The sequence below is a fragment of the Terrimonas alba genome (assembly GCF_042434975.1).
GTDB lineage: Bacteria > Bacteroidota > Bacteroidia > Chitinophagales > Chitinophagaceae > Terrimonas_B > Terrimonas_B alba.
Genome location: NZ_JBHMQM010000002.1, coordinates 136875 through 160417, shown reverse-complemented (window position 1 = coordinate 160417; position 23543 = coordinate 136875). Strand labels below are relative to the sequence as shown.

General features: G+C 42.2%; 20 protein-coding genes. 2 read left to right on the top strand and 18 right to left on the bottom strand.

From position 1 onward, the window contains the following. Positions 1-57: 57 nt before the first annotated feature. The 10 genes from ACFEL9_RS05435 to ACFEL9_RS05390 form a co-directional block, all read right to left on the bottom strand. Positions 58-975: a TIM barrel protein gene (locus ACFEL9_RS05435; protein WP_385886828.1), complete on the bottom strand. Its 918-nt coding sequence runs from the start codon at positions 973-975 to the stop codon at positions 58-60. Positions 976-998: 23 nt separating this feature from the next. Next, positions 999-2471 (bottom strand): CoA-acylating methylmalonate-semialdehyde dehydrogenase, encoded by a 1473-nt coding sequence (locus ACFEL9_RS05430; RefSeq protein WP_385886827.1) that lies wholly within the window; start codon positions 2469-2471, stop codon positions 999-1001. Between the two features lie 19 nt (positions 2472-2490). Next, complete coding sequence (locus ACFEL9_RS05425) at positions 2491-4065, bottom strand: solute:sodium symporter family transporter (RefSeq protein WP_385886825.1); 1575 nt, start codon at positions 4063-4065, stop codon at positions 2491-2493. A gap of 17 nt (positions 4066-4082) precedes the next feature. Next, entirely contained in the window at positions 4083-5948 is a 1866-nt protein-coding gene (gene iolD / locus ACFEL9_RS05420) for a 3D-(3,5/4)-trihydroxycyclohexane-1,2-dione acylhydrolase (decyclizing) (RefSeq protein ID WP_385886823.1), read from the bottom strand. Between the two features lie 9 nt (positions 5949-5957). Beyond that, on the bottom strand, positions 5958-7004 hold the full coding sequence (iolC, locus tag ACFEL9_RS05415; protein WP_385886821.1) for a 5-dehydro-2-deoxygluconokinase: 1047 nt from the start codon (positions 7002-7004) through the stop codon (positions 5958-5960). A gap of 1 nt (position 7005) precedes the next feature. Beyond that, positions 7006-7887, bottom strand: a complete 882-nt coding sequence (iolB, locus tag ACFEL9_RS05410; protein ID WP_385886819.1) for a 5-deoxy-glucuronate isomerase — start codon at positions 7885-7887, stop codon at positions 7006-7008. Beyond that, entirely contained in the window at positions 7887-8831 is a 945-nt protein-coding gene (locus ACFEL9_RS05405; RefSeq protein WP_385886817.1) for a class II fructose-bisphosphate aldolase, read from the bottom strand. The genes iolB and ACFEL9_RS05405 overlap by 1 nt, the downstream gene beginning before the upstream one ends. Positions 8832-8892: 61 nt before the next feature. Then, entirely contained in the window at positions 8893-9669 is a 777-nt protein-coding gene (locus ACFEL9_RS05400; protein ID WP_385886815.1) for a PI-PLC domain-containing protein, read from the bottom strand. A 123-nt stretch (positions 9670-9792) separates the two neighbouring features. After that, positions 9793-11487 carry a RagB/SusD family nutrient uptake outer membrane protein gene (locus tag ACFEL9_RS05395; RefSeq protein WP_385886814.1) on the bottom strand — a complete coding sequence of 565 codons (1695 nt, stop codon included), beginning with the start codon at positions 11485-11487 and terminating at the stop codon, positions 9793-9795. An 11-nt stretch (positions 11488-11498) separates the two neighbouring features. Then, positions 11499-14516 carry a SusC/RagA family TonB-linked outer membrane protein gene (locus ACFEL9_RS05390; protein WP_385886812.1) on the bottom strand — a complete coding sequence of 1006 codons (3018 nt, stop codon included), beginning with the start codon at positions 14514-14516 and terminating at the stop codon, positions 11499-11501. Between the two features lie 189 nt (positions 14517-14705). Between ACFEL9_RS05390 and ACFEL9_RS05385 the strand changes: the two genes are divergently transcribed. Beyond that, a complete protein-coding gene (locus ACFEL9_RS05385; protein ID WP_385886810.1) occupies positions 14706-15719 on the top strand; it encodes a LacI family DNA-binding transcriptional regulator in 1014 nt (337 codons plus the stop codon). Positions 15720-15738: 19 nt separating this feature from the next. Here the strand turns inward: ACFEL9_RS05385 and ACFEL9_RS05380 are convergent, their stop codons facing one another. The 8 genes from ACFEL9_RS05380 to ACFEL9_RS05345 form a co-directional block, all read right to left on the bottom strand. Further along, positions 15739-16218: an RrF2 family transcriptional regulator gene (locus ACFEL9_RS05380; protein ID WP_385886809.1), complete on the bottom strand. Its 480-nt coding sequence runs from the start codon at positions 16216-16218 to the stop codon at positions 15739-15741. A 15-nt stretch (positions 16219-16233) separates the two neighbouring features. Then, complete coding sequence (locus ACFEL9_RS05375) at positions 16234-16548, bottom strand: DUF59 domain-containing protein (RefSeq protein WP_385886807.1); 315 nt, start codon at positions 16546-16548, stop codon at positions 16234-16236. Then, the gene (locus tag ACFEL9_RS05370; RefSeq protein WP_385886805.1) at positions 16545-16982 is read right to left on the bottom strand and encodes a SufE family protein; all 438 of its coding nucleotides are present in this window, start codon (positions 16980-16982) and stop codon (positions 16545-16547) included. Before ACFEL9_RS05370 ends, ACFEL9_RS05375 begins: the two co-directional genes overlap by 4 nt. 2 nt (positions 16983-16984) lie before the next feature. After that, positions 16985-18229 carry a SufS family cysteine desulfurase gene (locus ACFEL9_RS05365; RefSeq protein WP_385886803.1) on the bottom strand — a complete coding sequence of 415 codons (1245 nt, stop codon included), beginning with the start codon at positions 18227-18229 and terminating at the stop codon, positions 16985-16987. Continuing rightward, on the bottom strand, positions 18226-19533 hold the full coding sequence (gene sufD / locus ACFEL9_RS05360) for a Fe-S cluster assembly protein SufD (protein ID WP_385886802.1): 1308 nt from the start codon (positions 19531-19533) through the stop codon (positions 18226-18228). The genes ACFEL9_RS05365 and sufD overlap by 4 nt, the downstream gene beginning before the upstream one ends. A 19-nt stretch (positions 19534-19552) precedes the next feature. After that, on the bottom strand, positions 19553-20317 hold the full coding sequence (sufC, locus tag ACFEL9_RS05355) for a Fe-S cluster assembly ATPase SufC (protein WP_385886800.1): 765 nt from the start codon (positions 20315-20317) through the stop codon (positions 19553-19555). 35 nt (positions 20318-20352) lie between these two features. Then, positions 20353-21837: a Fe-S cluster assembly protein SufB gene (gene sufB / locus ACFEL9_RS05350; protein WP_446753361.1), complete on the bottom strand. Its 1485-nt coding sequence runs from the start codon at positions 21835-21837 to the stop codon at positions 20353-20355. A 213-nt stretch (positions 21838-22050) separates the two neighbouring features. After that, positions 22051-22884 (bottom strand): MBL fold metallo-hydrolase, encoded by an 834-nt coding sequence (locus tag ACFEL9_RS05345; RefSeq protein WP_385886799.1) that lies wholly within the window; start codon positions 22882-22884, stop codon positions 22051-22053. Positions 22885-22996: 112 nt separating this feature from the next. On the opposite strand from ACFEL9_RS05345, the gene ACFEL9_RS05340 reads away from it, so the two are divergent. Beyond that, entirely contained in the window at positions 22997-23491 is a 495-nt protein-coding gene (locus tag ACFEL9_RS05340; RefSeq protein ID WP_385886798.1) for a CinA family protein, read from the top strand. Positions 23492-23543 lie beyond the last annotated feature (52 nt).

Below are 23543 nucleotides of genomic sequence, written 5' to 3'. Positions count from 1 at the left end.
AGCTGCTCGAAAATTTTTAGGGTTCATTTCATTTTTTTATTTTCAATGGATGAAAAATCATAACCCGATTGACTGCAAGTAAAGCCGGTTGTTCCTGGCGCATTCTTTTGGATTGCCCATACCTGGTAACACGTCTTGCTCAACTACTATCCAGCCATCATAGTTTTTAGTTTCCAAAAACTCCTTTACTTTTTTAAAATCGACAGCTCCTTTTCCGAGTTCACAGAAAACGCCATTCTTTACAGACTCGAAATAGTCCCAATTATTTTCTTCAGACTGCTTAGCTACCTCTGGCGAAAAATCTTTGAAATGTACATGCCAAATGCGATCCCAATATTTATTCAATATATCCAGCGGATCCTTTCCGCCACCAAACAGGTAATGACCGGTATCAAAACATAAGCCCAGCAATTCCGGATTAGTGGCATCCAATAGTCTATTTATCTCCGCTGGCGTTTCAATAAACCCGGCACAATGGTGATGAAACACCGTTTTCATGCCGAATTTTTCTTTAACCGCCTTCGCTACTTTTTCTGCGCCTTTCGCAAATAGTTTCATTTGCTCATCAGACAAACTTCCCTGACCGTTTATCCGCCCCGCATTTTTGGTTCGATAGTCTACGGTGCCATTTTCATCGGCCAACACAATAAAGGCATTTTCGTAACCGGCTGCATGCATAAGCCCGGCCACTTTCAAGGCCTTGTTAATGCCTTCATCATGTGTAGATTCATTGGCGAGTGCTACCGGTACAAATGCGCCGAGCAATTGAAGATTGCGTTTTGAAATTTCTTTCCTCAACTCTGTTGGGTCTGTCGGCATAAAACCCCAATCGCCCAACTCTGTTCCGATGTAGCCTGTTTCTTTTATTTCATCCAATACCTGTTCATAACCCAACGCTTTCCCTTCTAACTCAAATTCCAGGGCACCCCAGGAACAGGGAGCATTGGCGATTTTTATTTTGGCATTTGTGCTCATACTATCGTTATTGTGTTGCTGTATTAAAATTTTCTGGACCATTCTTTTGGCCAACGCTCTACCACCACTTTTGTTTGGGTAAAAAATTCAATGGCATGTTTTCCCTGGCCGTGCAGATCGCCAAAAAAACTTTCCTTCCATCCGCTGAACGGGAACTGAGCCATTGGAGCCGCTATGCCGATATTCAATCCGATATTTCCGGCCATTGCTTCATTGCGAAATTTTCTTGCATTGGCGCCACTGCTTGTAAACAGACAAGCCATATTACCGTACATGCCGCGATTGATAAAGGCAATCGCTTCATCAATTGTTTTCATATGCACCAGGCTCATCACTGGTCCAAAGATTTCCGTTTTTATCAGTTCACCATCCAATGAAATATTTTCAAGAATAGTTGGCTGTATAAAATTCCCCTGCTCATAATCTTTTATCAGTGCGTTCCTTCCATCGAGCAAAACAGAACCACCTTCCTTCACTCCCAGGTCAATCAATTGCTCTACTCTCGTTTTACTTTCCTTCGTGATGACAGGCCCCATATCCACTCCTTTTTCCAAACCATAACCTGTCGATCTTGCTTTTGCTGATTCATATAACGATTCGCGAATCTTATCCGAATCATCAATAGTGATTACCACCGATGCGGCAAGGCAACGTTGGCCGGCACATCCGAATACACTATCAGTAATAATTTGTGAAGTCATTTCAACATCAGCATCCGGCAACACTACCACCGGGTTCTTAGCTCCACCCTGTGCCTGTACTCTTTTTCCATTAGCCGTGCCACGGGAATAAATATATTTCGCCACGGGTGTGCTACCCACAAAACTGATCGACTTCACGAAAGGATGATCGAGTATCGCATCGACCGTATGCTTACCGCCGTGCACCAAACTCACTAACCCTTTTGGAAGGTCCAGCTGATCGATCAGCTCGAAGATCTTCATCATGGTGAGCGGCACCTTTTCGGATGGTTTAATGATCATACTGTTGCCACAGGCAATAGCATAGGGTAAAAACCAAAAAGAGATCATCGCGGGAAAGTTGAATGGGGCAATACAAGCGGTAACACCCAATGGCTGACGAATCATATATTCATCTATACCCGTAGCCACATTTTCTAAAAATTCACTTTGCATCAGCATCGGCGCACTGGTAGCCACTTCGATGTTTTCAATAGCCCGTTGCAGTTCACCATTCGACTCGGCTAGTGTTTTACCACATTCCATGGTGATCAGTTTTGCAATCTCGTTCCTGTTTTCCTCCAGCAATTGCTTTAATTTAAAAAGTGGCTGTATTCTTCTTAAAACAGGCACATCTTTCCATTGCGAGTATGCATCATGTGCATAAATGGCGGCATTCGCCACGTCGTTCGCGGTTGCTGTTCCAAAGGGCACCTGCGCCAATACTTCACCCGTAGCCGGATTTAGCACATTCACTGACTCTTTTGATTCACTGTGAATCCATGCTCCGTTAATATAATTTTTCAGTAATTCCATTTGGTTTCTTTTAGGTTTTTTAGCTTAATAATATATATACCACTATTGTTATAATCACCAATGCCAGCCCGGCAGGCCTCGCATATTTCCAGGGTGTAATATTTACTTCGCCGGTATGGGTAGGTGTATAAGGATTTTTGTTTTTATAAATAGCCGATACGATCAGCATCACCAATATGTTCAATACAAATTCGATTCCCCATACATGCACAAAATGTATATCGACCTGGAACACAAAGGAAGTCAGGATATAAAATAAAAGGCCAGTGAATATGGCCACTTTTGCGCCGGTTGCCGAAATACTCCTGATAAAAAATCCTCCAATAAGAATCGAGGCGATAGGAATGAAAAAGATTCCGTTTAATTGTTGAAGCAACTGGTATAAACCTTCCGGCGCTTTTCCTACCAAAGGCGCAGCGACCATCGCAAAGATGGCTATCAATATACTTGTCCACTTGCCAACCTGCACTACTTTTTTCTCACTGGCATTAGGATTGATCTGGCGTTTGTAAACGCCAAGACTGAATAAGGTGGCGGCACTATTTAAGACCGCATTCAGCGTACTCAACACTGTACCTAATACCACTGCTGCAAAAAAACCAACCAGCGAAACAGGTAAAACTTTTTTTACAAGATTGGGATATATCGTGTCCTGTTCACTATATAAACTGTCTTTAAAATAAAAATAGCCGATCACACCGGGTAATACAATGATAATGGGCATGAGTATTTTGAAAATACCCATTAATAAAAATCCTTTCTGCGCTTCCTTTAGACTGGAGGCACCCAAAGCCCTTTGAACAATCACCTGGTTCATGCACCAGAAATAAATTTGATTGATCACAAGGCCGGTAAATAATGTTCCGAAGGGAAGAACGGAATCCTTGTCGCCGATAGAATTAAATTTTTCCGGCGCCGCATCGTACACTTTTGTAAGACCGTTGATGATATTGCTGTCGCCAATATTCCATAATGCAATTATTGGAATGAGTAGACCACCAACAAATAAACCTATTCCGTAGATGGCGTCTGAATAAGCAATAGCCTTCAACCCACCGAAAATTGCATACACTGACCCCAGAACACCAATAGCAATGATCAGCCAGATCAATGATTGATCCCTGGAAATATTCAGCTTGTCTGAAACATCAAACAAAGTCTCCATATTTAAAGCTCCCGTATATAGCACCACCGGAAGCAGTGTTATTACAAATGAAACAAGCAACAACAGGTTAACAATTGTATGCGTTGATTTATCGAAGCGCAACTCCAGGTACTGCGGGATCGTCGTCAACCCCATTTTTAAATAACGCGGAACAAAATATAATGCCCCGATGACCAAGGCAATGGCTGAGGTCACCTCCCATGCCATCACTATAAAGCCGTTTTTATAAGAAGATCCGTTCATGCCGACCAGGTGCTCGGTAGAAATATTCGTGAGCAACATGGATATAGCTATCAAACCGGCGCCCAGTGTTCTTCCTCCAAGAAAATAACCGGAAGCCGTTTCAAACTTAGAGTTCCTGAGTTTATACCAGGTATAAACACCAACCAGTAAGGTAAAGGCAATAAAACTTAAAAGGGATATATTCATTTGCAGGGCTTTGGCTTTTAAAGATGGTAGCGTTGTTTTTTCTTATTTTCTTTTAATCGTTCTAAACTTTCTTTCACCGAAGCCACCGTTGATGTTTCCGCAAGCGGCACTTCCCACCATGCATAGCCATCCACCCTTTGTTCCCGGTCCGTTTCAATATAGACCACGGTTGTACGATCTGTTTGCTTTGCTTTTGCCAGGGCGGTTTTAAACTCATCAATAGTTTGAGTACGCAACACGATAGCGCCCAGACTTTCGGCGTTCGTTGCCAGGTCAACGGGAAGAAAACTTCCATCGAGTTGGTTTGTTTTCTTGTTCCTGAATTTATATTCCGTTCCAAAACCCTTTGTTCCTAGAGAACCGGATAAGCCACCGATGCTTGCATAGCCATTATTATTCAACAGGACAATTGTCAGTTTATAACCTTCTTGTATGGAAGTAGTAATTTCCTGCGCCATCATCAGGTAGCTACCATCACCAACCATGACATAAATTTCACGGGATGGGTCCGCCATCTTTGCACCAAGTCCTCCTGCTATTTCATAACCCATGCAGGAATAGCCATATTCCAAATGAAAGCCCTTACTGTCTTGTGTACGCCAGAGCTTGTGCAAATCACCAGGTAAACTTCCCGCTGCACAAATGAGAATATCTTTCGGCGCTGAAAAATTATTGACAGCACCCACCACTTCTCCCTGGCTCACAGGCACCCCATGATGCAGGGAATAAATTTTATCTACTGTCTTATTCCATTCTGCATTGTATTTCCTTACAGCTGTTGAATATTTCTCACTAACCTTATAAGTGCCTAATAACTTATCCAGTTCTTTTATTGTTTCCCTGGCATCCGCCACAACAGCAATGGCCCCTTGTTTAAAAGAGTCGAATTCAGAAACATTGATATTGATAAACTGAACGGAAGGATTTTGAAAAGCCGATTGTGATATAGAAGTGAAGTCACTGTAACGTGTGCCGATACCAATCACCACGTCTGCTTTTTCACAAATGGCAATAGCACCCGGAGTTCCGGTTACACCTGCTGCTCCCAGGTTTTGCGGTTCATCATAACGCAAAGAACCTTTGCCGGCATAAGTTTCTACAACAGGTATCCCGGTTCTGTTGACCATCTTTTTTAACGCTGCACAGGCATCACTGTAAATGACACCGCCGCCTGCAACAATTACGGGGTTTTTAGCTGCAGAAATAATGGCCGCTGCTTTTTGTAAAACAAAACGATCAGCTCTTGTCCGTTGAATGTGCCATACTTTTTTGCGGAATAAATCAACCGGAAAGTCAAACGCTTCGGCCTGCACATCCTGTGGCATCGCTAAAGTGACGGCTCCTGTTTCAGAAGGCGAAGTCAGAATACGCATCGCTTTGGGCAATGCAGCAATCAATTGTTCCGGCCGGTTGATCCGATCCCAATATTTTGACACCGGTTTGAAGCAGTCATTGACCGACACATCATTGCTATATTGATACTCCAGTTGTTGCAGCACCGGATCAACACGACGGGTAGCAAAAATATCACCCGGTAATAATAAAACAGGTATGCGATTAATAGTGGCCGTTGCAGCACCCGTTATCATATTGGTAGCACCCGGGCCAATGGATGAAGTACATACAAATGCGCCCAACCTGTTTTTCACCCGTGCATAAGCTATCGCTGTGTGCACCATTGCCTGTTCATTGCGCGACTGGTAATATTTAAATGATGGATTTTGAAACAGTGCCTGACCAATACCACCAACATTACCGTGGCCGAATATGCCAAAACAGCCGGCAAAGAATTGTTGCTCCACACCATCTCTTTCTACAAATTGGTTTTGTAAAAATTCGATGGTGGCTTGTGCTACCGTTAATCTTTTTGTTTTGTTTGCCATTCTTTGCAGTTAAATAGTATTTGAGTTTTTCATTTCTTCTGTTTCCAATCCACCCCTCGAATCAACAAATTGCATGAGCTCATCATAATAAGGCATATCATTGGCACATCCTGGTTTTTGCACTACCCAGGCACCGCATGCATTTCCCAACCGGCAGGCTTTATATAAACTCCAGCCTTGCAGGTGGCCATAAATAAATCCACTTGCAAAGGCATCACCTGCGCCAAGTACATTTAATATTTCTACAGGGAAACCAGGGACATCCTGTTGCAGGCCATCTTTGGTAAAAATAGTGGCGCCTTTAGCCCCTCTTTTCACAATCAACACTTCAGGGCCTGATTTTAAAATTTTCTGAATCGCTAAGTTTATATCACCCGTTATTTCCGGTGCGGAAATCTGCTGATGTTTTATCCTGACCTGGTCGGCGCTTTGCAATGTAGCGGCCAATATTTCCTCCTCTGTGCCAATGGCAATTTTTACTTTTGGCAACAATGCTCTTACCATCAATCCAAATGAGCGGATATCTTTCCATTGATCGGCTCTGAAATCAATATCGAGCACCACTTCAACATTATTTTCGTTCGCTACTTCAGCAGCGTAGAATACAGCGCTGCGGCTCGGTTCAATGTTTAAAGCTGTTCCGGATATCTCAAGAATTTTATACTTGCTAATATCCGCCGCCACCACATGATCAATCGTTACCTGGCTATCGGCCGCATTATCCCGGTAATAAACAAGTGGAAACCTATCCGGTGGTTCGATACCTAACACCACTGCACTTGTCCGGGCATTTGCGATCCTTGGGATCGACTCAGTATTTACTTTTTCTTTTTGTAAAAAATTTAAAATGAAATCGCCAATCTTATCCACGCCCAATGCAGTGAGCAAAGTGGCTTTAGCTCCCAGCCTGCTGGCGCCAACAGCTATATTCAATGGCGATCCGCCTACAAAAGCATCGAATCCTTTTATATCAATAAAGTCGGCCCCGATATTTTGTGAATACAGGTCGATGGATGAACGGCCAAAAGTGATCAGGTCAAATTGTTTCTCTTGCATGTTATTCATTATTCATTGCTGCTGTTACCATAGGTATTCTTGGATCTTTTCCTTTCCAGGAATGAAAGATCCATTCATGGTCAGGATCCGGCGTATTAGCCAATGACTGATCACTGCCCGCCAAAAAATTCAGGTAATAACAATTATAACCATGAGCGGCTGCCACGGGGTGATAACCCTTCGGCACCATCACGATATCATTTGTTCTTACCTGCATCAGTTCGTTCAGGCTGTTATCCGATGTATAAACCTGCTGGATAGCGTAACCTGTTTCTTTATCTATCTTATAGAAATAAAATTCTTCCAGGCAGGCTTCTGTTAAATTCCCTTCAGCATCTGTTTTTCTTTCATCATGCTTATGTGCAGGAAAAGAACTCCAGTTGCCAGAAGGTGTATATACTTCAACGGCCACCAGTTGGCTGCTGCCAAAGCCGGGCTCTATCAAACTATTTATCTGCCGCGTAGCATTGTCTCCACCACGGATCTCAATAGCCGCTTCTTCGGGTGTTTTAAACCGGGGCGGAAAATCTTTTGTTGCCTTACACCAACCTGCGGCAATATCCAATATATCGGATTCGGCTCTTAAGGAAAATGAAGTGTGAGCCGGCAAATACAAGCTGTGTGCAATACCTTCAAAAACACTTTTCCTGCCATTGGTGGTTTGCCATGAACCTTTATTGGTCGTAATGGAATAATCGCCACTAAGCAAAATAATCCCATACTCATTTTCCCCGGTATCTCCCTCCCAAACCACATGCTTTTGCATCAGCCTGGCTTCAAAATTCAGGTGTGTCCAACCCGCATCTTCAGCCGTGACTTTTTGATACACGCCAAAGCCTTTTGCGGGATGACTGACCAGTTTATATTTTTCGCTTTTATGCATTAATTCAAATTGATTGATGATGCTTTCCCTTTTGATCCTAAAATTTCAAAACGTTCTATCATGAATTCTTTATACGCCTTCATGTATTCCCTGCCGGGTATAACGGGGTCAAACGCTTCCGGCTGTTCATAGAAAAATTTCCGATGCACCTTGGCCCAAAGCAGCCGCAGGTCAGTGGCAATATTTACTTTACAAATCCCATAAGCAATTGCCTTTTGCAATTCATCATCAGGAACGCCACTTGCATTGACTGAGAGACGACCGCCGTATTGATTGATGGCAGCGATATCGTCTATGTTCACTTTAGAACTTCCATGCAATACCAGGGGATATGCAGGCAACTGCTCCTGTATTTTTTGAAGCACATTAAATTGAAGACCTTGTCCGCCGCTGAATTTATAAGCCCCATGGCTGGTGCCTACTGCTATCGCCAGGCTATCGCAGCCTGTAACTGTTACAAACTCCTTTGCCTGCGCCGGGTCAGTATACTTCGCCTTATTCTCATCAATGCTCAAATCATCTTCTACCCCACTCAGCACACCCAGTTCTGCTTCTACCACAATATTTTTTGAATGAGCTTTTTCTACAACAGCCCTTGTCCGTTTGATATTGGTAGTAAAATCATCATGCGAAGCATCGATCATGACGGAAGTGTATTGATCATTTATCGCATCATCAATATGCTCTTCTATGCCATGATCTAAATGAACCGCAAAAACTGTTTGAGGATAAATTTTAGCAGCGGCCCCTATCATCGCCATCAGCATTTGGGGATGAGCATAGTTTCGGGCTGCAGGTGTTATTTGAACAATGATGGGTGTTGATGTTGCCTGTGCTGCAGAAAAAAGTCCATGCACCTGCTCCATGGTAAACACATTTACCGCTGCAATGGCGTATTTACCATAGCAATGATTATACAATATGGAAGGCGAAATGGGATTCATTGGCAAGCTGCTTAAGGGGAGAATTTATTCCCGTTAAAAATTTAGAAACCTATTTTTACTTTTAATCGTTCTTTTTATTCAAGAAATCACTCAACTCATTTACCTTATCCGTTCCGATAAAATCCGCTTTCAATTTCATCTGCCAGCTCCACGATAGCTCAGTATCCGGTGCGGCCCAAAATCGAATAGGCTTACCGGCCTGGTGTACGTTATCGATAACAGTTTTCACCGACTTTTCATCTTTCTTAGCCAGGTCATCATTTCCTTTCCAAGCTGAAATTTTGTTGAAAGGCAGACTTACCAAAGCCACTCTTCGCCACTGTTCCGGTGTATGCTTACTTTTTAAATCGCTGTCAAAAAAAATAAAAGCCGGATGCTCCTTATAATCAGCCGGAAGCGGCCTCTCCCCGCTGATGATAATCGTAATATAGTTTTCCTGTTCCGGCGTTGACAAATAAGCATTCAGTGGCTCCAGTTCTTTGATCAATAATGAAAGACATATTTTATGATCTTCTTTTATGTCAATCAGCAAATTCAATTTTCTCATCTTCTGAGCACCAGCCTCTTTTTGCAAAGGCTGCAGGTATAGGCGCTGCAACGTTCTTTGTGTATCAATTTCATGTTTACTATGTGCGACACATAAAGTACCATTTACAGGAAACACATCAGCCTCAATAGATCCAAAACCTTTTTCAAACGCCATATAAAAAGGTGATTGTCCCAAATAATCGTTATGTGAATGAGCATTGGATACAGTATAAATAGTGATCTGTGAAATCGCCACATTACTAAAACAAGACCATGCAATAATAAATGCGATCCTATTCCAATTTTTCATACTGTACCGAATAATTTATTTTATCTGTTCTGTTCTGATCATTCCCGGCAAAAATTTACTATGTGCATGCAGGCAGTATTATCGCCTGCATGCATATATTTTTTAACTTCCCATGAAATAGCTTTAATATCCCTCGTTTTGCACTAAATACCCCGGCAAGTTTGATGCCCCGTCGATCGCAGTTTGAGGAATGGGGAAAATTCTTTTTTTCGGATCACTATTATTTTTTTCGGTCCATGTGCCTTCATATTTTCCAAAACGGATCATATCAGTACGGCGCTGATGCTCCCAATAAAATTCAAACCCCCTCTCACGAAACAAAATGTCCAGTGACATGTCAGCTAACGGCGGTGCAATGATCCTGGCTGTACGTGCCGCTCTTACAATATTTACATCCGCTAAAGCTCCTGCAACATCATTTGATTTGCGAAGCTTTGCTTCAGCTCTCATCAGGTAAGCATCTGCCAGGCGAAGAATAATAATATCATGTTCGCCAAAATTTCTTCCGCTAACTGAACCTCTGCTGAATTCATATTTTTCTACACGGTAACCCGTGTTGTAATTGCTACCGGGAACGGTAAAATCAATAAACTCGGTAAAATTAACGGGCAAATCAGGCCTTGAGCGGGTAGCATTGTACAGTTTGCTTACTTTCATTTTTCCATCCGGGCATTTTTTAAAAGAGCCATCAGGGTTTTTTGTAAGGCCATATTGCTGTCCTCTCAGTATGCCGCGGTTGATATGAAAATTAGCAGCATCCACACAGGAGTCTGCGGGATTGGAATAGACAGTAAGATTTTCTTTATAAAAACGGGGATCGGCAGCGGCTGGATCTAATGGAGCATTGGCCGCTACCCATGTTTGATAAAAATCCGGCGTGATAGCAGGACCATCTGTTCCGTTTGCTCCTGTATATGCAGGCAATGGAAACTGATCGCCTGACAGAGAGAAATAAGCCATACGGTTGTGCCCATTCAAATCGGCCCGCTGATCAACAGCAAAGATCAGTTCCTTGTTTGTATGATTGTTGTCATTGAAAATAGAAAAGTATTCAGATGCTAATTCAAACTGTCCCGAGTTGATGATCTTATCGCAATACTCAATCACTTTATCCATATCCTCTGCTTTGAAAGCTGGATTGGTTGAATAACGATCTCTGTATATTGCTGCATTCAGGTGCAATCTTGCCAACAAGCCCCATGCGCCTGCTTTTGATAAACGCCCGGGACCACTGGTTGTTTCCAGTTGCGGTTCTGCTGCTAATAATTCCGATTTTATGTATTCAATAGCTTCTTCCCCACGGAGTACCGTTGATGTTTCTTTCGGATCCTCTTTTTGAAAGGCAATACCAAAAAGATCAAGTGTCATCAAATTATAATAGGCTCTCATTGCTCTTGCTTCCGCAAGAAATATTTTGGCGTTTGGATCAGTATTGGTAGCCAGCGTAGAAATAGCTGTAACCGATCTTGATAATCCCAATACAATATTATTCCAAACATTTCTTACGTTAGGATCGCCACTGGTGGTTTCATGCTTGTGTAATGAAATATAGATACCATTATCGCCCCAGTCTGTTCCTCCACGGTAAGGAAGAATAGCTTCATCCGTTGAAATTTCCTGTAAGGCAAAATACTGGGTATGCTGAAATAGCGAGGGAAGCACACTGTACACCGGTGCTATCGTACCCTCGGCAAGTTGTTTATCGGTAAGTCCTGCAACTGACGCTTCATCCAATATTTCTTCGTTTAGTTTTGTACAGCTTTCGACAGCGGCAATGCCTGAAATAAAGAAGAGTGTATATAAAAATTTCTTTTTCATTTTTTTTGTTTTTAGAATGACACATTAACGCCAAAGATGAAAGATCTCGCTTTGGGATAACTTAGATAGTCAATACCATAAGAAAGAGCGCCACTGATATTCCTGTCGATGTTGACTTCGGGATCGTAACCGTCATAATCTGTTATTACAAATAGATTTTGACCTGTAACAGACAAACGAATAGAAGAGGCCCATCTACTAATTCCCAACGCTTTTGTATTGAAGTTGTAACCCAGTGAAAGATTATTTAGTCGCAGGTAACTTCCGTTTTTCAGATACCTGGTACTGATAGAAGCAGGATTATTGTTGGATTCATTTAAATTCAGACTAGCCTCGCTGGTAGTATTGGTGCTCTTTGCCAGTTTAGCTTTATAAAAAAGAGAATTGGCGGTGTTATCATAGATCTTATTACCAGCAACTCCATTGAAATTAATAGCCAGGTCAAAGCCTTTAAAATTCAAATTCCCATAAAAACTATAAATTTTGTCAGGCAGCGCAGTACCTGCCGCAACCCTGTCTTTATCATTTGAGATTGATCCGTTTTTATCCGCATCAAGATAAGCACTCAGGCTATCAGGCCCTATACCGGTATACTGCAGCAAAAAGAATGTACCGATGGGCTGACCATTTATATATCCATTCAGCGTAGCGGAAGTCAGGCCAGAACCTTGTGCGGAACCGGAAGGAATGATGGTGTAAGGCGAATTTTTTATGTCATTATTAATGAATGTAATATTTCCACCTATGCCAAAACTCAAGTCTTTATTGATTTTTTTACGATAATTCAGGTCTACTTCTACCCCCTGGTTGGTAATAACCATATCTTTTACATTGGTCCAAACTTCTGATGACGGCTGAACTGGATCTGCTGGCGTAACCAGTAAAAGAATATTGGTAGATTTTTTATTAAAATAATCTATTGTACCTGTAAGCTCACCCTTCAATAAACCAAAATCCAACCCGATATCCGTTTGTTTGGATACCTCCCATTGTATATCGGGATTTGCCAATCTTCTATAGATATAACTCACCGGATATGTACCTGAAGGATAAAGTGGGTAACTTCCGCTAGTTGATATAAACAAAGGCTGCGTAATTTTTGATTCTATTTCCTGGTTACCTGTTTTACCCCATCCTCCTCTTAATTTCAAATTGCTGAAAATGGAAGAGTTCTTCATGAAGTCTTCATCAGAAATCTTCCAGCCCAGCGAGAAGGAAGGGAAATAACCATATTTGTTATTTTCACCAAACTTGGAAGAACCATCAGCTCTAAAATTAACAGTAGCCAGGTATTTATTGTTATACTGATAAGTTACCCTGCCGAAATACGACTGTTGCTCGTTAACAGTCGCATAACCACCAGGCCTGTTATTGGCCAGGGTCAGCTCCGTTCCCACCCCTGGGTTATAGATCGGTTCCACTCCACCAACAGGAATTTTGCTTATACTAAAGTTTCTTCCCTGTATATTAAATTTCTGAAAGGAATGACCTGCCAGCGCAGATACATTATGTTGAGCTTTGACCCAATTGTATGTCAGGTAATTTTCGATCAGTGTGTTCCTGTTATAGTTCTGGTAAGTATCCAATCTCCCGTCACGGGGAGGGGTTGCACTTCCCAGCGCCTGGATATCCCGAATACCATTTGAATTATCAATACCGAAATTGAGTTTGTAGACTAACCCTTTTATTATTTTGAAAGAAGGAGAAATACTACCAATAAACCTGTTAATTGTACCGACATCTTTATCCAGGTCAAAATAGATCAATGGATTATTTAACACATTCTGGTATATTGCCGGGTTACCATTGGCATCGTAGGCAGGGTAAGTTGGATTGTTACCCAGCGCTTCACCGATTATACTGGTAATTGGCGGTCTCACATTTTTGGTATGTCCTACACTCAGGTTAGCTTCAACAACCAATCTATCATCCAAAAATTTCTGTGTCGCATTAAAACGTCCCGTATACCTATCCAACGAATTATTCCTTATGATACCTTCCTGGCGTTGAGCACCGAAGGATGCGTAGTAAACCAACTTTTCAGCACCGCCACTAAGCGTTACATTATAGTTTTGTGTAAGCGCTGTTCTTGTTACCAGGTCCTGCCAATCGGTAGAACCTCCTTTATCATCCAACTGCCCTCCTACTCTCACCACTTCCCTGCGAAACTCATCCGCTGAAAAAACAGGTATTTTGTTGGCGAGATTGGAAACGCCAACATTTGCAGATAAAGTAAGTAAAGACGTCCCTGCTTTTCCTTTTTTAGTTGTGATAATGACTACACCGTTTGCTCCCCGTGATCCGTAGATAGCCGTGGCTGACGCATCCTTTAAAACATCAAACGATTCGATATCTTCAGGATTAATAAAGTTCAAAGGGTCACCGCCTCCTGTACTGGCATTATCAAGCGGCAAACCGTCCACCACAAACAATGGTGTACTACCACTACGTACACTGCCGGGTCCCCTGATCGTAATGCTCAATGCACCACCTGGCTCGCCGGTTGCTGATGTAACATTTACACCGGCTACTTTTCCCTGCAATAATTGCTGCGGTGAGTTTATGATACCTTTATTAAACTCTCCACTTTTTAATGTCTTGACAGAACCGGTCACATCCTTTTTACTTTGCGTGCCATAACCAACCACTACAACTTCCCCAAGGTCGGAAGCACCCGGTTGCAGGGACACATCTATGGTGCTGTTGTTTCCAACCAGCACTTCCTGGCTAACATAGCCAACATAACTAACTACCAGTACCGAATTTGCATCGGGAACTGTAATAGAAAAAGCGCCATTCAGATCCGTTAGTGAAACCGTATTGGTTCCCTTAAGTGTAATGCTGGCGCCTGCCAATGACTTGCCATTGACAGCATCTTTGACTGTACCGCGAACGGTGAGGTCGGGATCATTTTTTTTTCGATGGATTTCTCCTGCATAGACAGGACCTGAATCCAAAAAACAAAGGCAGCTTAGCAGTGTGACAAAAAATAATGTGAAAGATCGTTGAGCAGTCTGAGTTTTACACATTGGAAATAGTTTAGTCTTGGTTATGAATAATATGGCAAGGATAACCAAACCCTTTTACCAGAATGTTAAATGCTCCGACAAATTGCTTTTTTTTGAGAAATTTTTTCCATATTGTCTTAGCTTTATTTACGAAACCGTTTTCGCCAGAAAAGGTTTTTGACTGCTTAACTAACTGCTGACTGCTAGCCCATGAAGAATATTAATATTAAAGAACTTGCGAGTGAATTGAAGCTTTCTGTCTCAACTATCTCAAAAGCGCTGCACGATAGCTACGAAATTAGCGAGGAGACCAAACAACGGGTACTCGAAACGGCTTCCCGGCTTAATTATGTTCCTAATCCTTATGCCAGCAGCCTGCGTGGCAGAAGGAGCAAGAATATCGCTCTTGTAATTCCCGAAGTAGCCGATAGTTTTTTCTCCTTAGCCATTAATGGCATAGAGTCTATTGCGAAAGAAAAGGGCTACCATGTGCTGATTTGCCTGACACATGAAGATTTTGAAAACGAAAAAATGATTTTAAAGGAATTTCAGTACGGCCGGGTAGATGGGGTGCTGATGTCCGTGTCGAGAGAAACAATTCAAAGCGATCATATTAATGACCTGATCTCAAAAGGCGTTCCGCTGATCTTTTTTGACAGGGTGTGTGAAGATGTAGCAACGGCCAGGATCACTACCGATGATTTTGAAAGTGGGTTTAAAGCAACTGAACATTTAATCAACCAAGGCTGTCGAAAAATTGCATTCATGGGAATTTCAAGAAGCCTGTCAATCAGCAATGCAAGATTGAAGGGCTACCTGCATGCACTTGAAAAAAACAACCTGCCCGCCGATGAGAAACACATCCTTCTTTGCAGCAATGATACCCGGGCCAATTACGAATCGACAAAACAATTATTGAAAAAGAAAAGCCGGCCCGACGGTCTTGTGGCTTCGGTAGAAAAACTGACAACACCGGTGTACCAGGTTTGCAGCGAATTAAAAATTGCTATCCCAAAAGAGCTGAAAGTAATATGCTTTTCCAACCTTGAAACAGCTGCCATTTTAAATCCATCATTGACCACCATTACACAACCGGCTTTTGAGATGGGAAGACAAGCCGCATCGCTGTTATTTAAATCACTGGAGAAATCCAATTTCAATTTAAAGCAGGAAAATATCGTAATACCATCTGTACTGGTGGTAAGAGATTCAACAAAAAATTGATTGGGGAAAAGTAAGGCTATTATTTTTCAGCCATAGCAACATTGCTTTCAAGCAGGATGGAGCTTAGAATCTTCGTGGACTCTTCTTCAGTATTTACCAGGTCATAGAGTGTCACCTTTTCAAGTAATTTATCCACGGTAAACTGTATCATCTGCCAAAGGGAACGGGAGGAACAGTCAACTGAATTTGTACAGAGTTTGACTGTGCCGGCATGCAAGCCACAAAAATCTTTATCGAAAAGGGAACCACTCAGGGCTTTTATCACCTCCTTAATATTTATTTCTTTCGCTGCTTTAGCTAAAATATAGCCGCCCTTATAACCAGGCGTACTGTTAATAAAACCCTGCAGACGAAGAATCCTGGTCAGCTTGGCAATATAATGACTGCTCAGGCCCTCAGCTTCGCTTAACTGGGGAATGCTCATCCCTTCTTTAGTGGGACATTTGGCAATCCTCACTAAAATGCGCAAACCATATTCTTCCTGTGCGGTGATCTTCATAATTTTTTACTCCTATTACATCCAGCCCAACTCCAGTTGAGCGGCTTCTGACATCATCGTTTTATTCCATGGCGGATCCCAGGTAACTACTACATGTACATCATTGACTCCTTCGATTTGTCTTACTTTCTGATCCACTTCTACCGGCAAGGATTGTGCGGCCGGACAACCTGGTGCTGTCAGCGTCATGGTAACCTGTACATTGTTGATCGGCAAAATATCTATGCGATAGATCAGGCCCAGTTCGTAAATACTGACAGGTATTTCGGGATCGTAAATTGTTTGCAAACACGCAACCACCTGGTCTCTCAATGTTTCTTCGTTCATCATCCCGCATTTTTTAGTTTATAAGCCAATGCGTAGTTCTTAATCTGCTTCACCATGGCCAGCAAACCATTTGACCGGGTTTGTGCGAGGTGTGACATCATGCCTATCTCATTAATAAAATCCAATCTCGCATTCACAATATCATCGGGTGTTTGACCCGATAGTACACGGATCAATAAACTGATCAACCCTTTCACAATAACAGCGTCACTTTCCGCCTTATAAAACATTTTTCCATCCCTGTAATCTGCTACCAGCCACACCGTGGATTGGCAACCTCTTACTTTGTTCTCGTCTTTTTTATATTGATCCTCAAGCGGCGGTAATCTTTTTCCGAGATCAATGATATACTCATACTTGTCATCCCAGTTGTCAAACAGGAAAAACTCTTCCACGATCTCCTTTTCTATTTCTTCTATCGTTTGATGCTCAATCATTATCAGGATAACATTTTGATAGCCTTATTAAGACCAGTTATCAACTCATCAATTTCTTCCTTTGTGTTGTACATCGCAAAAGAAGCTCTGGTTGTGCCGGGAATACAGAAATGATCCATCAAAGGCTGCGCGCAATGATGACCTGTGCGAACGGCAACGCCCCGGTTATCTAACAAAATTCCAAGGTCTTGCGGATGCACTTTGTCTACCACAAAAGATATAACACTGATCTTTTGTTTTGCCTGGCCTATGATTTTTACTCCCGGTATTTCTTCTAACTGCGCCGTTGCATAAGCCAGCAATTCATTCTCGTGCTGGCGGATCTTTTCTTTACCTGCCTGCTTCGTAAAATCCAGTGCGGCTTTGAACGCCACGGTATCAGCTATGTTTGGCGTGCCCGCTTCATATTTATAAGGCAGGTCATTGTACGTGATCCTGTCAAAATAAACTTCCTTGATCATTTCACCCCCGCCCTGGTAAACCGGCATAGATTCCAGCAAATGTTTTTTGCCATACAATACGCCAACACCTGTCGGCCCATATACTTTGTGGGAGGAAAAAGCAAAGAAATCACAATCCATTTCCTGCACATCAATATCCAAATGCACACTGGATTGTGCGCCATCTATCATCACCACAGCGCCGGCCTGGTGTGCTTTATCAATGATCGTTTTTACAGGATTGATTGTTCCCAGCGCATTCGATACATGCACAATGGAAACCAATTTCGTTTTTTCACTCAATAGCTTTTCAAACTCCTCTAGTATCAACTCACCATTCTCATTGATAGGAATGACTTTTAATACAGCTCCTTTTTCCTGGCAGAGAACATACCACGGAACAATGTTGGAGTGATGCTCCATATTTGATACTATGATCTCATCACCCTGCTTAATATTTTGCCTACCCCATGCTTGCGCCACGAGGTTGATACCTTCCGTGGTTCCCCCTGTGAAAATGATCTCCTCACGGGACGGAGCATTGATAAATTCTTTTACCGTATCTCTGGTAGCTTCAAAAGCTGCGGTAGCTTCCTCGGCTAAGGTGTGAATGCCACGATGAATATTGGCGTTGTAGCTGCTATAATAGTCAACCAATGCATCAATAACAGCCTGCGGCTTTTGGGTTGTGGCCGCATTATCAAAATATACCAATGGCTTACCTTTCACCTTCCGGCTTAATGCTGGAAAATGGCGGCGAATAGCCTGTACATCGAGGGTATCTTGTATGGTTATAGTTTCAATCATGCTAAATCAAAATCAAATTCAAGTCTATCAGAGATAAGCTGATCAACATAATCCCGGATCGGTTCCAGTTTGATGTGTTCGAGTATGTCGATGGCAAATGCATGTACCAATAATGATTTCGCAGCCTTCTCGCTTATGCCTCTTGAACGGAGATAAAACAAACCTTCTTCGTCAAGCTGGCCAATCGTACAGCCGTGTGAACATTTTACATCATCAGCAAAGATCTCCAGCTGTGGCTTGGTGTTGACCGAAGCGGAATCCGATAACAAAATATTTTTATTGGATTGAAAGGCATTTGTTTTCTGCGCCAAAGGCTCTACAAAAATCTTTCCATTAAAAACAGCCGTAGCGCTGTCGTCGATGATGCCTTTGTATAATTCATTGCTCAGGCAATGGGGTTGTATATTATCAACCACCGTGTGATTGTCTACATGCGTTTTACCTTTCAGAAAATACAAACCATACAAATGCGCCTCATTGTACTCTGCTTCAAGCGATACATTCATATTGTTACGAACAATACCGCCATTCAATGAAATAGTCACCGCATTCACTACGCTTTTTCCAACCTGCCTGAAATGAGTAGTGCTGACCTGGCTGCTGTTTACGCCATCGTTTTGTATCTTATAATATTCAACAATGGCATTTTTCTCTACCACCAATTCCATTACCTGGTTGGTGAAACTTTCAGATTGACCGATTGTCGAATAGCTTTCTACAAATTTCACCTGTGCATTTTCGCTGATATAAACAAGGCTCCTGGGTTGTGCCAATGTATTAACTGAACGTGCATCTGAGATATTATAGATATAAACCGGATGTTCAATAATCACAGACTTTTTTACAAAAAGAAAAACACCTTCCTGTAAAAAAGCTGTATTCAATGCATGAATACCATCTTTCAGGTATTTATTGCTTTTACCGAGGTTCCGTACAACAATGTCCTTATAGTCGTTCGCCTCTGCAGCCTCTTTCAAAGGTAACACTACCAAACCGGCCGACCGTATTACTGAAAGCGATGCGGAAAAAAGTCCATTTACAAATACTAACTCATTTGCTTCTTCATGACCCGGTAAACGAATGCCAGCCATTTCTTCTTTAGAGAAGGTAACCGGCGCCTGCACCAGTGCATAATCTTTATTGAATAAACTGCTGATGCGGGTATACTTCCACTCTTCGTGTTTAGCAGTAGGCACACCCAACTTAGTGAACGTATCGAAAGCATTTTGCTCTATGCTTGTCAATACGCTGTTGCCATTTTTTGCCTGCAACTGCTGATATTGTTCTTTTATAGTGTCAATCATTTTCTTACTTGTTTAAGCCTCAGGCCTCCTGTTTTTCGTTCACCTCATTTTTAATGAAATCATATCCTCTTTCTTCCAGTTCCAATGCCAATTCTTTTGTTCCTGATTTTACGATGCGACCGTTATACAATACATGCACAAAATCGGGAACGATATAATCCAGCAAACGCTGGTAGTGAGTAACCACCAACACCGCATTATCTTTACTTTTTAACTTATTTACACCATTAGCTACTATACGAATCGCATCAATATCCAAACCTGAATCCGTCTCGTCAAGGATCGCCAGTTTCGGTTGTAACATGGCCATTTGGAAAATTTCATTTCTTTTTTTCTCGCCACCTGAAAAACCTTCGTTCAGTGAGCGGCTCAGCAATGACTGGCCGATTTCCATCAGGGCCATTTTCTCTTTCATCATTTTCAAAAACTGCACAGCATCCAATGGCTCTTCACCACGGTATTTGCGCACTTCATTCACAGCCGTCTTTATAAAGTTGGTGGTAGTCAAACCTGGAATTTCAACCGGATACTGGAAAGCGAGGAAAATGCCTTCACCTGCTCTTTCTTCCGGCGAAAGATCCAGCAAATTTTTTCCTAAAAACTCAACCGAGCCTTTTGTTACTTCGTAATCTTCACGTCCTGCTAATACAGAGGCTAAAGTGCTTTTACCCGAGCCATTAGGTCCCATGATCGCATGCACTTCACCGGGGTTTATGGTTAAATTGATACCTTTTAAAATTTCCCGCTCCTCGATCCCTGCATGTAAATTCTGAATAGTCAGCATTATCTTACTTATTTGATGATTGATTATGATTATAGTTATCCAACACTTCCTTCCAGGCTAATTGCTAAAAGCTTTTGCGCTTCTATTGCAAATTCCATTGGCAGGTGATTCATTACTTCTTTTGCAAAACCATTAACGATCAGGGCTACCGCAGTTTCGGTATCAATGCCCCGCTGGTTGCAATAAAATATCTGGTCTTCCCCGATCTTGGAGGTAGTGGCTTCATGCTCTACTACTGACGTTTTATTTTTTACCTCGATATAGGGAAAGGTATGTGCACCACATTTATCACCGAGAAGTAAGGAGTCGCATTGTGAAAAGTTCCTGGCATTGCTGGCATTTTTGCTCACATGTACCAAGCCACGATAACTATTATTACTAACACCGGCAGAGATACCTTTTGATACGATACGGCTCTTGGTATTCTTCCCAAGGTGCTGCATTTTGGTGCCGGTATCAGCCTGTTGATGATTATTGGTAACGGCTACTGAATAAAATTCGCCGATTGAATTGTCGCCTTTTAAGATCACACTGGGATATTTCCAGGTAATGGCCGACCCGGTCTCTACCTGTGTCCAGGAGATTTTAGAATTTTTACCCTGGCAAATACCTCTTTTAGTTACAAAGTTGTAAATACCACCCTTGCCTTCCTTATCACCGGGATACCAGTTTTGCACCGTTGAGTATTTGATCTCGGCATTATCCATCGCTATCAACTCCACTACGGCGGCATGCAACTGGTTTTCGTCCCTCATCGGGGCCGTACAACCTTCCAGGTAGCTAACATAACTTCCTTCTTCGGCCACGATCAATGTTCTCTCGAATTGTCCTGTGTTTTCAGCATTGATCCGGAAATAGGTCGACAATTCCATCGGGCAACGTACACCCTTGGGTATATAACAAAACGAGCCATCACTAAAGACGGCGGAGTTCAGGGCTGAAAAATAATTATCTGTAATAGGAACTACGGAACTCAAATATTTCTTTACCAATTCCGGGTGTTCCTGGATGGCCTCGCTGATAGAACAAAAGATAATTCCTAATTCGCCCAACTGCTCTTTAAAGGAGGTACCTATTGAAACACTGTCAATTACAGCATCAACCGCCACCCCAGAAAGTCTTTTTTGCTCGTCCAGGGAAATTCCTAGTTTTTCAAAAGTTCGCCTCAGCTCAGGGTCGATCTCATCGAGACTGTTCGGGCTTATCTTTTGTTTGGGAGCCGAATAATAAATAATGTCCTGGTAATCGATGGGCTCATACTTGATGTTGGCCCACTTGGGTTCCTCCATCTTCAACCACTGGCGGTAAGCTTTTAACCGCCAGTCCAGCATCCATTGTGGTTCATTTTTTTTGGCAGAAATAAAACGAACGATGTCCTCGCTAAGTCCCTTTGGCGCTTCATCTGCTTCTAAATCAGATACAAAGCCATACTTGTAATCGCTTAAAACGGTCCTTTCGATCGTGGTCCGGTCATCGTCCATCACACTCACCTCTTTTAGTTGATCTATTTCGGGTTTCATATTTTGCAAAGATACCGAATGCATTTATACAAAAAGGTATAAATAATGTTAGTTAGTTGTCATTCAATAGTCATAAACATCTTTCAATTATTCCAACGAATTGGTAACAAGTTTTGTACTTGAAGGTTTGACCGCAGGCAGGCAAAAGAATATTTCCGGAAATAGTAAATAATCATCATCTCACGGCAACTCTGCTTAAATAAAGAATCACCCTTAGAACAGCGATAACTGCTGAATGACCGGCTGACTACTATTTTGGTAGGAATAGCAGGCTTCATTGCCAGCTTCGATACAAAAAACGGGTGTTTCTTCGTAGCGGGAAGCCACTACAATTTTGGTAGTGCCAGCTATTGGGCTGAATAGTCGTTCCACTAACTCTGGTGTATTATTATTCTTTGAAAGATGGGACAAAATCAGGTGACTTAACTGGCTGCTGCGATGCCGGGTAAAAAGCTCCAGGGCCTGCTTGTTGGAAAGATGGCCGTTATCACCGCTGATTCGCTTCTTTAAAACATAAGGATAATTGCCATTCATTAGCATATCCTCGCAATAATTGGATTCCAGGAAAGCGGCATGGCATTGCCTGAAATGATTAATAACCTGCTCACAACAATTGCCAATATCGGTAAACACCCCAATATTGACCCCACCGGCAGTGATCATAAAACTATGCGGATCGGCTGCGTCATGTGATTTTTGAAAGGCCCTTATTAAAAGTTGACCAATTGTAATTTCCTGTCCCGCTGTAAAACTCCTGATCAATTCTTTTTCCAAAATTCTGCCAGCCGACCGCAACGTGCCGGGCGTGATATAAACGGGTAGCTTGTATTTTTTTGACAACACCCGAATACCCGTGACATGATCCGCATGTTCGTGTGAAACAAAAATTGCTTTAACGAGTGCCATGGACAATCCAAGCCTGCTCATTCTGCGTTCCGTTTCCCTGCAGGAGATACCAGCGTCTATCAATACGGCTTCCGTTTTGTTACCGATATAATAACAATTGCCGTTGCTGCCAGAATTAAGTGATGAAATGAAAAGCGACATCCGGCGGTAAAAATAAATTAAGGCCTTAGAACTGGCCCGGGATATTTATTCACAACATAAAAAATGGTATGGCAGGTAATTTGTTTTAATTGAATTCAAAATAAATTCCGCATTGGACAACGAGTTACTACATAAAAGTATTACCGACAAAATAGGGGAAGCTCTTATTAGCTCGAAGCAAACAATTGCTGTAGCTGAAAGTGTTACAGCCGGACATCTACAAACCTGCCTGTCGCTGGCTGACAAGGCACTGGAATTTTTCCAGGGAGGTATAACCGCTTATAATATCGGTCAAAAAACAAAACATTTAGGTGTTAACCCTATACATGCTTTGGCAACCAACTGTGTTTCTGAAAAAATTGCCGGTGAAATGGCAAAAAACGTCGCTATTGCCTTCAACAGTGATTGGGGAATTGGAATTACGGGATATGCATCACCGGTACCTGAAAAAAATATTGAGGAATTATTTGCCTGTTTCGCCGTTACCCGGCATCAACAAATCATCATATTGGAAACAGTCAATGCCATAAAACAATCGGCTTTAAACGTTAGGTTGTTCTATTCCAAAGTTGTTTTAGAAAAACTTTTGGCAGCTCTTCAACAATAGTAAAAGCTGAACGGCCATGGCAGGAAAATTGAGGTCACGATTTAAACTCACT

Excerpts from the sequence above, each read along its gene's own strand:
- ACFEL9_RS05435 (WP_385886828.1), bottom strand. The coding sequence starts at position 975 with ATGAGCACAAATGCCAAAATAAAAATCGCCAATGCTCCCTGTTCCTGG.
- ACFEL9_RS05430 (WP_385886827.1), bottom strand. The coding sequence starts at position 2,471 with ATGGAATTACTGAAAAATTATATTAACGGAGCATGGATTCACAGTGAA.
- ACFEL9_RS05425 (WP_385886825.1), bottom strand. The coding sequence starts at position 4,065 with ATGAATATATCCCTTTTAAGTTTTATTGCCTTTACCTTACTGGTTGGT.
- iolD (WP_385886823.1), bottom strand. The coding sequence starts at position 5,948 with ATGGCAAACAAAACAAAAAGATTAACGGTAGCACAAGCCACCATCGAA.
- iolC (WP_385886821.1), bottom strand. The coding sequence starts at position 7,004 with ATGCAAGAGAAACAATTTGACCTGATCACTTTTGGCCGTTCATCCATC.
- iolB (WP_385886819.1), bottom strand. The coding sequence starts at position 7,887 with ATGCATAAAAGCGAAAAATATAAACTGGTCAGTCATCCCGCAAAAGGC.
- ACFEL9_RS05405 (WP_385886817.1), bottom strand. The coding sequence starts at position 8,831 with ATGAATCCCATTTCGCCTTCCATATTGTATAATCATTGCTATGGTAAA.
- ACFEL9_RS05400 (WP_385886815.1), bottom strand. The coding sequence starts at position 9,669 with ATGAAAAATTGGAATAGGATCGCATTTATTATTGCATGGTCTTGTTTT.
- ACFEL9_RS05395 (WP_385886814.1), bottom strand. The coding sequence starts at position 11,487 with ATGAAAAAGAAATTTTTATATACACTCTTCTTTATTTCAGGCATTGCC.
- ACFEL9_RS05390 (WP_385886812.1), bottom strand. The coding sequence starts at position 14,516 with ATGTGTAAAACTCAGACTGCTCAACGATCTTTCACATTATTTTTTGTC.
- ACFEL9_RS05385 (WP_385886810.1), top strand. The coding sequence starts at position 14,706 with ATGAAGAATATTAATATTAAAGAACTTGCGAGTGAATTGAAGCTTTCT.
- ACFEL9_RS05380 (WP_385886809.1), bottom strand. The coding sequence starts at position 16,218 with ATGAAGATCACCGCACAGGAAGAATATGGTTTGCGCATTTTAGTGAGG.
- ACFEL9_RS05375 (WP_385886807.1), bottom strand. The coding sequence starts at position 16,548 with ATGATGAACGAAGAAACATTGAGAGACCAGGTGGTTGCGTGTTTGCAA.
- ACFEL9_RS05370 (WP_385886805.1), bottom strand. The coding sequence starts at position 16,982 with ATGATTGAGCATCAAACGATAGAAGAAATAGAAAAGGAGATCGTGGAA.
- ACFEL9_RS05365 (WP_385886803.1), bottom strand. The coding sequence starts at position 18,229 with ATGATTGAAACTATAACCATACAAGATACCCTCGATGTACAGGCTATT.
- sufD (WP_385886802.1), bottom strand. The coding sequence starts at position 19,533 with ATGATTGACACTATAAAAGAACAATATCAGCAGTTGCAGGCAAAAAAT.
- sufC (WP_385886800.1), bottom strand. The coding sequence starts at position 20,317 with ATGCTGACTATTCAGAATTTACATGCAGGGATCGAGGAGCGGGAAATT.
- sufB (WP_446753361.1), bottom strand. The coding sequence starts at position 21,837 with ATGAAACCCGAAATAGATCAACTAAAAGAGGTGAGTGTGATGGACGAT.
- ACFEL9_RS05345 (WP_385886799.1), bottom strand. The coding sequence starts at position 22,884 with ATGTCGCTTTTCATTTCATCACTTAATTCTGGCAGCAACGGCAATTGT.